14 protein-coding genes are annotated in these 15,199 nt (G+C 38.9%); 8 read left to right on the top strand and 6 right to left on the bottom strand.

Annotation, left to right across the window (positions count from 1 at the left end):
- The first annotated feature begins 43 nt into the window (after positions 1–43).
- The 6 genes from hyfB (at position 44) to NSCAC_RS05305 (ending at position 7,156) form a co-directional block, all read left to right on the top strand.
- Positions 44–2,050, top strand: coding sequence for a hydrogenase 4 subunit B (gene hyfB / locus NSCAC_RS05330; RefSeq protein WP_197743818.1), 2,007 nt, complete (start codon positions 44–46; stop codon positions 2,048–2,050).
- Positions 2,041–2,994 (top strand): respiratory chain complex I subunit 1 family protein, encoded by a 954-nt coding sequence (locus NSCAC_RS05325; protein ID WP_232085891.1) that lies wholly within the window; start codon positions 2,041–2,043, stop codon positions 2,992–2,994. Before hyfB ends, NSCAC_RS05325 begins: the two co-directional genes overlap by 10 nt.
- A 62-nt stretch (positions 2,995–3,056) precedes the next feature.
- Positions 3,057–3,650 (top strand): hypothetical protein, encoded by a 594-nt coding sequence (locus tag NSCAC_RS05320; protein ID WP_197743817.1) that lies wholly within the window; start codon positions 3,057–3,059, stop codon positions 3,648–3,650.
- A 3-nt stretch (positions 3,651–3,653) separates the two neighbouring features.
- Positions 3,654–5,102, top strand: coding sequence for a hydrogenase 4 subunit F (locus NSCAC_RS05315; protein ID WP_197743816.1), 1,449 nt, complete (start codon positions 3,654–3,656; stop codon positions 5,100–5,102).
- Positions 5,099–6,640 (top strand): hydrogenase large subunit, encoded by a 1,542-nt coding sequence (locus NSCAC_RS05310; RefSeq protein WP_197743815.1) that lies wholly within the window; start codon positions 5,099–5,101, stop codon positions 6,638–6,640. Before NSCAC_RS05315 ends, NSCAC_RS05310 begins: the two co-directional genes overlap by 4 nt.
- Positions 6,641–6,649: 9 nt before the next feature.
- On the top strand, positions 6,650–7,156 hold the full coding sequence (locus NSCAC_RS05305; RefSeq protein ID WP_232085890.1) for an NADH-quinone oxidoreductase subunit B family protein: 507 nt from the start codon (positions 6,650–6,652) through the stop codon (positions 7,154–7,156).
- Positions 7,157–7,192: 36 nt separating this feature from the next.
- Here NSCAC_RS05305 and NSCAC_RS05300 read toward each other — a convergent pair whose 3' ends face one another.
- From NSCAC_RS05300 to NSCAC_RS05280, 5 genes are all read right to left on the bottom strand, one after another.
- Positions 7,193–7,906, bottom strand: a complete 714-nt coding sequence (locus tag NSCAC_RS05300; RefSeq protein ID WP_456298418.1) for a c-type cytochrome — start codon at positions 7,904–7,906, stop codon at positions 7,193–7,195.
- Positions 7,907–8,110: 204 nt separating this feature from the next.
- A complete protein-coding gene (locus tag NSCAC_RS05295; RefSeq protein ID WP_197743814.1) occupies positions 8,111–8,698 on the bottom strand; it encodes a 5'-methylthioadenosine/S-adenosylhomocysteine nucleosidase family protein in 588 nt (195 codons plus the stop codon).
- Between the two features lie 22 nt (positions 8,699–8,720).
- The gene (locus NSCAC_RS05290) at positions 8,721–9,266 is read right to left on the bottom strand and encodes a DsrE family protein (protein WP_197743813.1); all 546 of its coding nucleotides are present in this window, start codon (positions 9,264–9,266) and stop codon (positions 8,721–8,723) included.
- Positions 9,263–10,561, bottom strand: coding sequence for an MFS transporter (locus NSCAC_RS05285; protein WP_197743812.1), 1,299 nt, complete (start codon positions 10,559–10,561; stop codon positions 9,263–9,265). The genes NSCAC_RS05290 and NSCAC_RS05285 overlap by 4 nt, the downstream gene beginning before the upstream one ends.
- Before the next feature lie 9 nt (positions 10,562–10,570).
- Positions 10,571–11,470, bottom strand: a complete 900-nt coding sequence (locus tag NSCAC_RS05280; RefSeq protein WP_197743811.1) for a site-2 protease family protein — start codon at positions 11,468–11,470, stop codon at positions 10,571–10,573.
- A 102-nt stretch (positions 11,471–11,572) separates the two neighbouring features.
- Here NSCAC_RS05280 and leuD point away from each other — a divergent pair, with 102 nt between their 5' ends.
- Both leuD and leuB read left to right on the top strand, forming a co-directional pair.
- Positions 11,573–12,220, top strand: a complete 648-nt coding sequence (gene leuD / locus NSCAC_RS05275; RefSeq protein WP_197743810.1) for a 3-isopropylmalate dehydratase small subunit — start codon at positions 11,573–11,575, stop codon at positions 12,218–12,220.
- Between the two features lie 7 nt (positions 12,221–12,227).
- Positions 12,228–13,322, top strand: coding sequence for a 3-isopropylmalate dehydrogenase (leuB, locus tag NSCAC_RS05270; protein WP_197743809.1), 1,095 nt, complete (start codon positions 12,228–12,230; stop codon positions 13,320–13,322).
- 10 nt (positions 13,323–13,332) lie between these two features.
- On the opposite strand, the gene NSCAC_RS05265 is transcribed toward leuB, so the two are convergent.
- Complete coding sequence (locus tag NSCAC_RS05265) at positions 13,333–15,105, bottom strand: LTA synthase family protein (protein WP_197743808.1); 1,773 nt, start codon at positions 15,103–15,105, stop codon at positions 13,333–13,335.
- Between the last annotated feature and the right edge of the window lie 94 nt (positions 15,106–15,199).

The raw sequence follows: 15,199 nt of genomic DNA, 5'->3' as shown, positions 1-15,199 counted from the left end.
ACTAAACATATCCATAATTCAAACCAACATCCTTTAATTCCTTATGCTGGTAATATTAGTGTGTATTGTAGGGTTGCTTGGTATAGCACCATTATTGTTTACTTTTATCCGTCATAATATTGCCACTACTATTGTATATAGTGCTTGTTTCATAATCTCTCTTGTACTATGTATCAGTGCTGTATTGTCAATCAATCAAGTGCCATCTCGGATTATTCTCCCAATCGGGCTACCTTGGCTTGGTATGCATTTTTATCTAGATTCACTTGCATGTGTTTTTCTTGCTATTATCAATTTTGGTGCAGCAAGTGCTTCTCTCTATACACTTGGGTACGGACAGCACGAAACAGAACCTCACCGAGTACTTCCTTTCTATCCTCTATTTATTGCAGCTATGAATCTCGTAGTTGTTGCTGCTGATGTCTATAGCTTTCTATTTGCGTGGGAACTAATGTCGTTAGCATCATGGGCATTAGTTATGGCACATCATCATTTAGTAAAAACAATTTATGCAGGATTGGTTTATCTAATCATGGCTAGTTTTAGTGCATTCATCCTGCTGTTCGTTTTTGGGTTATTTGCTAGTACTGCTAGTACATTTGATGATTACACGTTTGAGGCTATTCGCACCCACTCTCTATCACCGGAACTTGCTGTGCCGATACTAATATTGACGGTGATTGGTGCTGGCTCTAAAGCAGGGCTTATTCCATTGCATGTTTGGTTACCGCTTGCTCACCCAGCGGCACCAAGTCATGTTTCGGCACTGATGAGTGGTGTCATGACTAAGGTTGCTATTTATGCTTTTATTCGAATTACTTTCGATCTAATGGGAAATCCTGCTTGGTGGTGGAGTCTGCCTCCTCTTTTACTGGGAGGTATAACTGCGGTAATTGGTGTGTTATATGCACTTATGGAAACCGATCTTAAGCGTATGCTTGCTTACAGCACTATTGAGAATATTGGTATTATCTTTATTGCTATTGGATTAGCACTTATTTTTAAAGCAAGTGGCTATACTAATATTGCTGCGCTAGCACTGATCGCTTCCCTGTTTCATAGTCTCAACCATATGTTGTTCAAAACTACTCTATTTTTTGGAGCAGGTGCTATCGTTGTAGCAACTAGAGAGCAAAATATGGAGCGGCTAGGTGGTCTTATCCATCGCATGCCTGTTTCATCTGTTGCCTTCCTTATTGCTAGCATGGCAATTTCAGCATTACCCCCACTGAATGGTTTTGCATCCGAATGGTTGATTTTCCAAAGTATTCTCGCTAGTCCTCAGTTACCACAAATGGGGTTAAAACTATTAATTCCTGCGATGGGTGTTCTGCTTGCGCTTACAGCTGCTTTTGCTGCTGCTTGTTTTATACGTACTTTTGGTGCTACCTATCTAGGTCGTGCTCGTACTGAAGCTGCTGCTAAAGCTGTTGAATCAGATCGCTGGTCACTCTCTGGAATGCTCATTTGTGCTATCCTTTGTTTAGTAGTTGGTGTATTTCCGGGAATGATTCTTGAATGGCTTCAACCAGTCACAACTATATTAGTTGGTGGGCAGATATCGTCACAAACAAATAATTCTTGGGTTTCCATCACACCAATGCTAGAAAGTTATAATTCTTATAACGGTCTATTGCTGTTAAGTTTTATTGTGGTCTCCACAAGTCTTGCGGTTATCATAATTCGCTACTTTACCTCTCGTACCGTACGTAAAGTACCATTTTGGGGTTGTGGATACTCAAACCTTGGCAATATGGCACAATACTCTGCTACCAGCCTAGCACAACCTATCCGAAAAGTATTTGCTACAGTCGTGTTTTCAGCACATGAGCAAGTAGAAATTCCGCACCCTGGAAGTAATCATCCCGCTATTTTACATAGATTCCTACAGGATCCTGTTTGGAAGTTCCTATATACGCCAATTACAAATATTATCAGCATATCAGCAACCTACTTGAGTCGTAGCCAATTTCTTACTATTCGCCGTTATCTTAGCTTTGTTTTTATTACGCTAATTATCCTGTTAGTAGTACTTGCCATATGGGGATAGTATCTATGCTTGCAGTACAACTGGGGCAGATGATGCTCGTTTTGATGCTGGCTCCAGTATTGACTGGTATGGTACGAAAAATAAAAGCACAACTGCAACGTCGGATAGGCCCATCAATTTTTCAGCCTTATCGGGATCTAAAGCGTCTATTTGCTAAAGATATTATTCTTGCTGATAATAGTTCTTGGTTATTTCGAGCAGCACCTTATCTCATCTTTGCTATTACTTGGGTAGCCGCTGCCCTTGTGCCGACCTTTCAAATTGATCTTCTATTTAGCCAAGCAGGTGATCTTATTGCTATCGTAGCACTACTTGGTACCGCACGTTTTATTCAAACTATTGCAGCACTCGATATCGGAACCAGCTTTAGCGGTATTGGGGTCAGTCGTGAAATTATGATTGGATCTTTGGTAGAACCTGCAATGATTATGGTGGTATTCACAGTTGCACTTGTTGCTGGTTCAACACAACTGTCAACTATTGCTACTTTCATGGTAAATATGGAAGGTCTACGTGTTTCATTGGCAATGGCACTTATTGCACTGATTATTATTGCACTAGCAGAAAATACTCGTATTCCAATCGATAATCCATCAACCCATCTTGAAGTAACTATGGTGCATGAAGCGATGGTGCTAGAGTATTCTGGTCGCCACCTTGCATTAATCGAATGGGCAGCTTCCTTAAAGTTACTACTTTATATCTCAATGATTGTCTGCATTTTCTTTCCATTTGGTTTAATTACTGAGAGGGCAGGGATTCTAGCTTATGGAATCTCTCTTGTAGTCTACTTCGTGAAGGTGATTGTAGCTGGCTTTCTACTATCAGTGCTAGAAATGAGTATCGCTAAAATGCGTGTATTTCGTATACCTAACCTGCTTGGCATTGCACTTATGCTTGGATTGCTAGGTACATTATTACTATTTGTATCAAAAGATATATGATATCACCATTGTTCTTTGATATCGCTCACATATTTGCTGGTAGTCTGGTTTTAGTTAGTTTTATGATGCTTTACCAGAATCGATTATTACCACTCATCAACATCCTATCGTTACATTCCTTACTTTTAACCTTATCAGTAGCATGGCAAGCACACATTCAAGACAAATCTGAACTTTATATAACTGCTTTGATCACACTTAGTTTCAATACTATTGTTATTCCAATAGCACTTCGCCGTATGGTAGTACGTATGGGGTTACAACGAGAAATTGAAGCAACTGTAGGGATTGGCATGACAATGTTACTAGGAATCGGCTTAGTTGCTTTATCCATAGATTTAATGTTACATGTCACTGCAAAATCTAGTGTCTTAGTTCGAGAAGATATAACTTTCGCCCTTTCTGTCATCCTGCTTGGACTTTTAATCATGGTCACACGACGTAATGCCATCAGCCAAGTTATTGGATTTATGTCCATTGAAAATGGGTTAAATCTTGCAGGTACTGGAGTACGTGGTATGCCCTTAGTCGTAGAAATGAGTGTTGCACTTACCGTATTAATTGCTTTTATTGTCATTGGTATCTATCTGTTCCGTATTCGAGAACGCTTCGATACTGTTGATCTCTATACCATAAATCAATTCCGTAAAGAGTAGGGCATGCCTACACTAAATTTTATTATTCCATTACTTCTTACTCCACTTGTTGCAGCCATAATACTTGCTTTGGTGCGAGATTATCACAGGTCGACACAACTCAATACGTTTGCGAGTGCTACTGTGTTACTTTTTGCGCTATTACTGTATTATCACCAACCACCAATAACAAGTAACCTACTGTTTATTGATAATCTCAGTATAGTATTTATCATCCTCAATGCTTTTGTAGGGTTCACAACGAGTATTTTCAGTGCTAGCTATGTGAGATATGAACTAGAGATAGAGCGGCTTACCCCTAACTATCTACGTTTTTATCATGGAATGTTTCAGTTGATGGTGTTTGGTATGAATCTAGCACTGACAACGAATAATATCGGCCTGATGTGGGTAGCACTTGAGTTGGCTACTCTTGCAACTATCATGATGGTGGGTATCTATCGAACCCATAAAGCACTAGAAGCGGCTTGGAAATATTTCATTTTAAGTAGTGTGGGTCTTGCTTTAGCATTGTTTGGCACAATCTTAATTTACTTTTCGGCAGTATCATCTACCCTTAGCGAAGGTTTAGATGCAATGGCATGGACTAATCTTCAACACTATGCAGCTACATTTGACCCTTTATTATTAAATATTGCCTTTATATTTCTTTTAATTGGTTATGGTACTAAAATTGGCCTAGTGCCTATGCACGCTTGGTTGCCAGATGCCCATGCTGAAGGGCCCACTCCGGTTTCTGCGGTGCTTTCAGGATTGCTTTTAAATGTAGCACTTTATGCATTACTTCGATTTAAAATGATTATTACTACAAATCCAGAAACAATCCCAGTGGAACCATTCATAATCTCATTTGGTCTTGGATCCCTAATGTTTGCTGCTTTTATGCTCTATCGATGCTACGACATCAAGCGCATGTTCGCTTATTCATCCATCGAACATATGGGGATTATTGTTTTTGCCTTTGGGATAGGTGGTCCATTTAGTAATTTTGCTGGTCTTTTACAGATAGTGATGCACAGCTTGACTAAATCTGCTATTTTTTTCTCAATCGGACATATCACACAAGTAAAAGGTACACAAAAAATTACTGACATCCATGGTTTAACTAGTAGTCACCCTCTCCTAGGCTGGACATTTGTAATTGGGGTGATTGCTATTGCTGGATTACCGCCTTTTGGAATTTTCATGAGCGAGTTCTTATTAATCACTTCAACTTTTACACATGCCCCAATACTTGCTGTACTTATAGCTTTTGGATTGCTACTTGCACTTGGTGCATTATTGTTATGCTTAGGATCTGTTGCTTTTGGTGAACCTAACGGATCTCAGATACCGGTACGTATATCCTATTTACCTATATTTATACATCTTAGTTTGGTTCTGATAAGTGGACTTCATATGCCAAGCATAGTAGTTTCCCTATTCCAGAATGTTGCAGATCTACTCAAATGACAGTATCTGATTTATGTTTACCCGATTCGCTTGGTGATCTGTACGGAGAAATTGTTGCTGAGCATAGTCCGTGGCCTCGAATAAAAGTAAAGCACGATGTTTGGATGGCGACCATTGATCGTCTGAACCATGGTACCCTAGTTCTTATGGGACTTTGGGGGGAACCTCAAACTATCCATTTAGCAGTTGCAGATACCAATAATCTTAGTAAAATTTTGGTGCTAACTTTTTCTTGTCCAGAAGGTCACTACCCATCTGTAGGGTGTATGCATCCACCTGCTATTCGATTAGAACGTGCCGTTACAGACTTATTTGGGCTAATTCCAGTAGGGTTACCTGATACTCGTCCTTGGTTAGATCATGGTAAATGGAGTAAGCAAACTCCTATTGCAACTCAGCAGAGTGATGCTAAGCAAAACGAAGAAGAATATGTTTTTCTTTCTGTTGATGGAGATAACGTGCATCAAGTACCCGTTGGTCCAGTTCATGCGGGTATTATTGAACCAGGCCATTTTCGTATCAGTGCTGATGGCGATACAATTGTTCGTCTTGAAGCGCGCCTTGGCTATACTCATAAAGGGATTGAAAGCCTTCTTCAAGGCGCTGATCTGGAACAGGCAGCACGATTGGCAGCACGCTGTTCTGGCGATTCAACGGTTGCATACGGCCTAGCTTTTGCACATGCGGTGGAATCAGCACTCAATTGGGCACCGCCAGTACGTGCTGTCTGGTTACGTGCACTTATGGCAGAATTGGAGCGGCTTGCAAATCATCTGGGTGATATTGGTGCAATCTGTAACGATGGTGGCTTTGCTATTATGCTTGCTCATTGTTCAGTGCTAAGAGAACAAATTCTTCGTGAATCTTTTTCTTCCTTTGGCCATCGATTAATGATGGATCGCATTTTTCCAGGAGGTGTCGTTACTGATATTGATAGTGCTAGCATTACACGCATCACTGCTCTAATGGCAAGTATCCGTCTTCGCTTTCAGCAACTTGTGGAACTTTACGATACCACAGCATCGCTGCAGGATCGCACCATTGGAACAGGAACTTTGCAAGCAGGATTTGCTCAGCAGTTTGGTGCTGGTGGATTTATTGGTCGTGCCTCTGGTCGCTATTGCGATGCCAGACGCTGGCCTAGCTATCCTCCCTATAACGAATTGGAGTTTGAAATTCCAGTACTGCAGAGTGGTGATGTAAATGCTCGCATTTGGGTACGTATTTATGAAGTAGAGCAATCTATTCATTTGATTGAGCAAATTCTTGCTAAGCTGCCAGAAGGTTCGATACGAGCAGAAAGCAAAAATTCTACAAATAGATCAGGAGAAGGGATGGCGATTATTGAAGGATTTCGTGGTGATATTCTAGCTTGGGTTCGGATTGATGCTGCCAACCGAATTGAACGCTGCCATTTGCGTGATCCTTCTTGGTTCCAGTGGCCACTTTTGGAGTCTGCCATTGACGGCAATATTGTTGCTGATTTTCCAATTTGCAATAAATCTTTTAATTGTTCTTACTCTGGATCCGATCTTTAAGGAAAATCCGTGCATAAGATACTCTTGGAAAGCCTGATACGTGGTCCATTTACTGAAAAGCTAACTACTCCAACTAGTCTAGAAATTACTCGCATGGCTGCAGATTTGGATATTAAGGCTCGCCAACGACTTGGCCGTAGTTTATCCCTACGACTTGTTGACGCAGGTTCATGCAATGGCTGTGAACTTGAACTTAACGCTCTAAATAACCCTTATTATGATCTTGAACGATTTGGATTACGCTTTGTCGCTTCACCACGCCATGCTGATGTATTGCTTATCACTGGACCTATAACAAAAAATATGCGTGAAGCATTACTTCGTACCTATGAAGCGATACCTGAACCAAAGTGGGTAATTGCGGTGGGTGATTGTGCTACCTGTGGTGGATTTTATAAAGATAGCTATGCATGCGAGGGTGGTGCTGATAAAGTACTACCAGTTCATCTTAAGATTGCGGGTTGTCCACCATCACCGATTCAATTGCTAGAAGGCCTACTTGCACTTTTTGACTAGGTACTCATTACCTAACTTTAAAGTATAGAATCAGAATTAATCATTAGCTCCAAGCCCTACAAGATTTCCATTAACTTGAGTGCCATAAAGAGAGTAGGGGGTATTATGATATTTTGCTCTGGTCTCTGCCAAGTTTCCCGTATACCGAGGATCTTGAGGACGTTCATGAGCATTAATAAAAAATGCTACATCCCACGCTTGCTGATCACTTAAGCTATTTTCTTGCCCTAAAGGCATATTTCCTTTAATAAAGCCTGCGGCAGTATCTAATCTACCCATTCCTGCCCCCCAATTATAGGAGTTCTTACCCCATAGAGGAGGGTATAGATAGTCTTTACCCATCTTTTGTCCTTGCCCATCTTGACTATGACAGATGGCACATTGAGCATTAAAGACCGTTTGACCTCTCTGATAATTCGGCTGTTCAGGAGGAGTGAATTTAAGAAAAATTGATCCTTCAGGAGGAATATCGATTTTTACTCCCTTAGATAGCCAATGAGAATACGCTTCTAAAGCCGTTAGAATTTCACTATCAATCGGAGGTTTTTTCCCATTCATACTATATAGAAAACAATCCTGTAATCGCTCTATATAGGTAATAATCCGTTTATTTTTTTCTCGATATTGAGGATATAACCCATAACCTCCCCATAGAGGCATAGCATTGGGTTGGCGACCTCTATCTAAATGACAGTTTTTGCAACTTAGCCCATTGCCTACATAAGCCCCTGCTTTTTCCCGAGTATGGATAAAGATTTCATAACCTTCACGTACTAATGATCCAAAAGTATCATTTGGAATTTGTGAATCAGATGGAGGGATAAAAGATGTATACTCCTCACGATCACCACTTATTATCTTAGCGTGTGTAGCTTCAGTGAGTAGATTTTGATAATGATATTTAGCAGTAGTCCAACCTATAAAAAAAAACAGGCAATAAAAATTACGTTCTTTTTATCTATCAAATACCGCCTCTCTTAATTTATCTGCTGCTTTCATTAATTGTTGATTCCATTCTTGAGCAGAATTATCGCCTGCACTATCCGTAATATATTTAATACAAACAAAAGGGATTTGCTCTTTTTTGGCAATGAAAGCCAATGGATAAGCTTCCATATCTAATACATTATAATCTGACGTATTGTGAGCTGTCTCAAATGAATCACCTGTTCCACAAATACCTAATTTTAATCTATTAATTTGAATACCATGTTCTAATAAGAAAGGTTCATCAGTAAATGGGGTTTGATATTTTTCGATACCAAGAGCAGTGACATCCATATCTCTTTGAATAAATTGAGTACAACACACTACATCTCCTGGTTTAAAAACATTACTTCCTGCTGTACCTAAATTGAGGATAATATCTGGCCTATTTTTCAAAATTATTTTAGTTAATTCATAGGCTGCATTAATTTTTCCTACTCCAGTGAACAACAAAGGGAAATCCTGAAATTTCCCTACCTCTTCATCCTTAATTGCAAAAACAAATAGGGGATTATGATATTCAATATTTTCAATAACTAATTTATTTTTATTCACGCTAAATACTATTGTAGAAATATTAAAAAGTAACTAAAGCATAGCCTTGTTGTTGCAATTCAATACTGGTGGTCATGGCAGATAGAGCTACTTTCACTTGAGGATTAAGCCAATTATTTTGATAACCATGAGTTGCCACTGCTTGACCACAAGCAAGTAACTCCACTCCTGCCTCGATTAGCTTTTTAATAAGTGGTGAGTTTGGATTATCTACCCCATATTTTTCTTTGTAATGAGTATCATTCAACACTGCATCGGTAGTAGAACCCGAAACGACTACAGTAAATTTAAGTTGATTTGAGGATACGCCTGCACTGGCATATAAATTAATTGCTCTGGCTACACTATCCAAGGCAAAATTCATTTTTTTAGGATCATCACTTCCTTTGGTTAGCCAAAATACAACTTTGTAGGTTTGGTTTTTACTTGGTTGGTGAGTAGCATGGGGTAGAGGATGTATTTTACCAACTCCTTCAATAGCAGGAGTTTGCCAAACACTATCCTCTGCAATAGCGTTTTGGTAAGTAAATAACAGGCATAATAGAGCAATAGATAATTTATGGTTCATATTGTTTCTTCCTCATTTAAACTTTCAGCATTAGGCACACTACACATAATAATAAAGCCTATAATAAAGAAAATCACAATGGTACTCATACCAATCCGTTGACTACCAGAAAAATAAGTACTCCAACCTACTAATAAAGGACCTAAAAAAGAGGTGACTTTACCGGAGAGAGCAAATAGACCAAACATCTCATTTCTTAATGTACTTGGTGCTGTTTTTGCCAAAAAAGAACGACTAGCTGCTTGTGCTGGTCCTACAAATACCCCGAGCAATAAGCCAAACAACCAAAAAAGTTTTGCAGTTTTCACCAACAAAACTAAAGTACCAAAGACTATTAACCCAATCAGAGCAATTAAAATTGCTTGTTTACTACCTATCCGATCATCAATCCATGCAAAAATACCTGCACCAAAAGCAGCAGTAATATTTAAGCTAATCCCAAACAGTAGTATATTCTGTTCATCCATATTAAAGGTTCCTGCTGCATATACCCCACCAAAAGTAAATAAGGTTGCTAGTCCTTCAATATAAAATATTCGAGCAATGAAAAAACGAACAATATAGCGATATTGGCGTATATTTTTAATAGAGCTATAAAGTTGTCCTATTCCATCTTTTATTGCTCGAGATATGGGTTTTCCTATTCCTCTAGAATCAGGAGTCATTAGAAATAAAGGGAGCGAGAAAAGAAAATACCATAGGGCTACCAAAAGAAAAGTAGCACGCACTGGTTCGGCAGATTCAGTATGAAGCCCAAACCATTGTTCCCCTTTTTGAATAAAAATTAATAGAGCAATAATTAAGCAAAGCACATTACCCATATAACCAATACCCCAACCCCAACCAGACCACCGTCCAATATGTTTGGATCCGGATAAATCAGGGAGCATCGCATTATAAAAAATAGAGGCAAATTCAGTTCCTAGGGTAGCTAATCCTACTAAGCCTAAAGCCAGCCAAGTATAGCTAGAATCTGGTTTAATAAACCATAAAAAAGCCGTGGAAATAATACATAGGGCAGTAAATCCAAAAATCCAAAATTTGCGCTGTCCAGATTGATCCGCAATAGCTCCTAAGATAGGACCTGCAAACGCAATGATCATACCAGCAATGCCAAGGGTATTTCCCCATTGAGCACTGCCAATCGTTTCATTTTCTGCCACCTTTTTGGTGAAATAAGCAGCAAAAACAAAGGTTGTGATAATCGCAGAAAAAGAGCTACTTGCCCAATCATAAAGTGCCCATGAGAATAAGGCAGCCTTAGATACTGGATAGGTGGTTGTATTTTTTTTCATATATATTGATTATTTCCCACATCCTAAATTAGGATGTTTATGGGATTTAAGAAACTGTATAATTTTTATAAACACTTTTTGATAAGCAGGTAAGGATGCAAAGGCTTCTTGAGCTAATAATTCTAATAACTGATCATAACTTATTTGAGCAGATCGGTATAAAAACCATCCTATGAAAATAAACCACAAACCGCCTATTAATCCAGTACCTAAAAAAGGGATAATAGGAAAATTTAAAATTGTAGCTATTCCTATCCCCATAAATAATCCTGCACAAACTTGACCTACTCGATATGCCCAAAAAGTAGCTCGCCTAATGTCGTAAGTAATTCCCCAAAGTACCGCTCTTAATACTCTCCCTCCATCCATAGGAAACCCTGGAATTAAATTAAATAGCCCTAAGAAAATATTAATAGGGCCTAACCAAAATAATAAAGTAGTAGAAGGGCTTAGAGATTCTAAAACATGTACTGAATCTACAGTTTTTATATAGTCTAGATCCATTGTTAAAATACTTATTATTAAAATAATTACCCCCAGAATTATGCTAGCAATAGGCCCCGCAAATGCCATCCATAGTTCAGCTTGCCAAGTATGAGGCTCGTGTTCTAACTGAGCTACACCTCCAAAGACAAAAAGGGTAATGTTTTTTACTTCTATATTTTTTCCTCGGCCGACTAACGCATGGGAGAGTTCATGAACTAAAATTGATAAGATAAAAAAAAGTGCAGCTAGCGCCGATAATATCCAAAGAGTCCATATACTCCATTCTGGATGCCAACTAGGAAATATACTTGTGGCCATTCCCAGCGTAATTAAAAAGAACATAATGGAGAGACTCCAGTCAAGATAAATTTTAATATAAGCAATCTGACCGCAGTATATTTTAGGAAATAATTTAATTTTCATCTTTACATCTATGATTTTTTTATATATAACTGGAAAAAATATATATTATATAAAAATATAATATAGAGCTTTATTGTATTTCTTATAGGAGCAACTTTAATTATGGAAGCGTTTACTTTAGTCAGAGGCCTTATTGCCCCTCTTCCTTATGCTAATGTGGATACTGATGCAATCATTCCTAAACAGTTTCTAAAATCTATCAAACGTACCGGTTTTGGACCTAATTTATTTGATTCATGGCGCTACCTAGATGAGGGATCGCCAGATAAAGATTGCCATAACCGACCGATTAATTCTGATTTTGTGCTTAATCAGCCTCAATATAAGGATGCTAAAATACTACTTGCACAAAAAAACTTTGGTTGCGGATCAAGTAGAGAGCACGCAGTTTGGGCATTAGTAGATTATGGGTTTCGAGCGGTTATTGCACCTAGTTTTGCTGAGATTTTTTATAACAATGCATTTAAAAATGGGTTACTACCTATTATATTGAATGAAGGTGATATTAATAAGCTTTTTCAATTAACAGAAATGCAGCCTCACTGTGATTTAACGATAGATCTCCCCGCTCAAGAAGTAATTTTACCTACGGGAGAGGCACTATTTTTCGAAGTAGATGAGTTTCGCAAACACTGCTTAAGCAAGGGATTAGATGATATTGGTTTAACATTGCAGTACGTTAATGAAATACGTGCCTATGAAGCTCAAAAGAAGCTTGAAACACCTTGGTTATTTCAAAAACTAGGTTAAAAAATAAATGACTCAGCGAATTTTAATCTTAGCAGGAGATGGGATCGGACCAGAGATTACCGCAGAGGCAGTGAAAATATTAAAGCTATTACAAACCCGTTGGAATCTAGACATTGCTCTAGATTTTGGTTTGATTGGTGGATGTGCCTATGATGCAACGGGCGTCCCTTTACCCAAAGAAACTTTAGAGCTTGCCCAGCATGCAGATGCTATTTTGCTAGGTGCAGTAGGGGGACCCCAATGGGAATCTTTAGATATTAAAGTGCGACCAGAAAAAGGGCTTTTAGGTATTCGTTCTGCTCTTGGACTGTTTGCTAATCTACGTCCAGCAATTCTATATCCCCAACTAGCTGCTGCCTCTACGTTAAAGCCAGAAGTAGTATCCAATCTAGATATTATGATTGTTCGGGAACTGACGGGAGGTATTTATTTTAGTCAACCTAGAGGAATACGGCAAACTGATACGGGTGAACGAGAAGGGTTTAATACCCTTGTCTATCGAGAATCCGAAATTAGACGAATTGCTAAAGTTGCTTTTACCACCGCAATGGAGCGAGATAGTCGTTTATGTTCAGTAGATAAAGCCAATGTATTAGAAGCTACAGAATTTTGGCGTGAAATTATTACTGATGTAGCTAAGGATTTTCCAAAGGTAAAGTTAAGCCATATGTATGTAGATAATGCGGCAATGCAGTTAGTGCGCAATCCAAAACAATTTGATGTAATGGTCACCACGAATATGTTTGGAGATATTCTTTCAGACTGTGCTGCTATGCTTACTGGTTCTATAGGTATGCTCCCTTCAGCTTCTTTAAATGAGCAAGGTAAAGGAATGTACGAACCCATCCATGGATCAGCACCTGATATTGCTGGAAAAGGTATTGCCAATCCTTTAGCCACTATTCTTTCAGTGGCTATGATGCTTCGTTATTCATTAGATATGCCTAAATATGCTCAACGCATTGAAGAAGCGGTAGGTATTGTCCTTGCTCAAGGATTACGCACGTCAGATATTTATGCTCCTAATACGACTGAAGTTAGTACAGATACTATGGGAGACGCAGTTGTTGCAGCACTCACTAATGTAGATTACTCGTCTTGATAAAAAGCGATTACATAATATGTGTAAAATTAATATTTTGGGTACCTAGTAAAATACGTTGTAGATTAATTTGTTGAATGATGTTTTCAGCATCGGGAAGGTTACCTTCAATGACTCGTGTATGATCCCCATCCAACTTAATCTGGGCATGCTGAGTACCACAATAGGCATCAATAATATCTCGCTGATCTCCTTGAGGGCGAAGAATGCACTGTGGAGATTTAGGAGGGATAGTAAATAAATTCCCACGTCCTTGATATTGGCAACTACGATCGGTAAGCAGATAATCCAAAGAAGCAGGCATATCAGCCATTTGGGCTGCAGTAGTGATAGGTTCACCTCCCTTAAGTGATCCTCCTAATATGATAAGAGGTAGTAAGGCCGGTGCAACATCCCCAAAGGCTTGGACTTCAGCTGCACGTAAAGGGGTAAGTGCCCGTTGATCACTCGTTAAGATAAGTAATCCATCTTTAAAAAAATCCTGTTGTTCAAGTTCTTTCACAAAATATGCCACTTGGGTATCGGCAAAACGAAAAGCTGCTTGCTCCCCTTGTTGACCAGTTTCTGGATTCATAAAAGGTGGATGGGTGGTCACCGTTTCTAATACAGCCAAATAAGGGTGTTTCTCTGGTACTTCATGATCCAGCCATGTTAAAAAACGCTGATACAGCCATCCATCGTGGGCAGCGTTGAACGCAAATCTTGGCATACCTTGATAAAAGGGATGATCATCTCCTTCTATATAATGGAATCCTAGCTTTTTTAGCCATATTCCCTTATCCATAAAATTTAAATCGCCCGTAGTAAAAAAATAGCTTTGATAGCCATCAGCTGCAAGACGCTGAGGCAAAGTAGCAGATAGCTTGTCAAAACCCGCATAACCTTCAAGGCTATGGTAGCGATTAACCGCAGGTAGAGGTACAATGCCCCCTAACAAAGCAATTAAACCATGATCAGTAGTAAAGCCATTGGAGAAAAACTGAGTCCATACGGTGCCTTTCTGAACAAGCTGATCAAGATGAGGTGTAGCATCCATAACGCCGAGTCGATCTTTGCTGTGGTACCACGACCAAGATTCGATCAACACAATAATGACATTTTGCCTTAATCCAAGTCCTTGAGTGCATACCCATGGAGGTGGTTTATAGTGAGCTTTCAGCTGTGCCTGATAAGTTTGGCTATAGACTTGATCAACCCCACTAGGAAGATTAATTTCTACCACATTGCGATATAGCCAAGGCAAAGGATGATGTGTCATGGTAGGCAGCATATAGAGCAAAACACAAGCAAAGACGCTCATCATTAGCCATCTAATACCTTGCTGACCTAGATAATTGGCTGCCCTTAGATGGCTTATCCAGCTAATCAATAAAATGGTGTCTCCTATCAGTGTGAGAATCCCAGTTATTGTGGCTAACTTGATCTCTATATAGCTCTTAATAGCTTTGAATTCTCCGCCAAATTTAATGACATCATGCCAACTCAAACGCATGCCAAATTCAGCTAGCATAATAAGATCAGCTGTAATTACAAAAACTAACCCCATCTGTATCAATAAGGCAGCCCATCTCAGGTAGCGAGGTAATTTAATCCATAAAATAGAGGCAATCAAAAATGTAGCTATTAAAATAAGATCATGCTGTAGTGTAGGGAGGATAAGACATCCATGACATCCTACTAAGACTAGGTCACCTTGCTCACTAAGCAATGCCCTACCAATAGATAAAAAAATAAACAATAGGGGTAGGCTTAACAAAGCAGTTATCTCTTTTCTCTTATACATAAATGCCAAATATTATTAGAATAGATTTCATTTAAAATAATTAGAAAATTATCTCTGTATATAATTAGCAGATATTATTTCAAGTTATTTAAAA

This window comes from Candidatus Nitrosacidococcus tergens (genome assembly GCF_902810445.1).
GTDB classification, from domain to species: Bacteria; Pseudomonadota; Gammaproteobacteria; order Nitrosococcales; family Nitrosococcaceae; genus Nitrosacidococcus; species Nitrosacidococcus tergens.
Note: the sequence above shows the minus strand (reverse complement) of the source record. Positions and strands in the feature narration are given on the sequence as shown.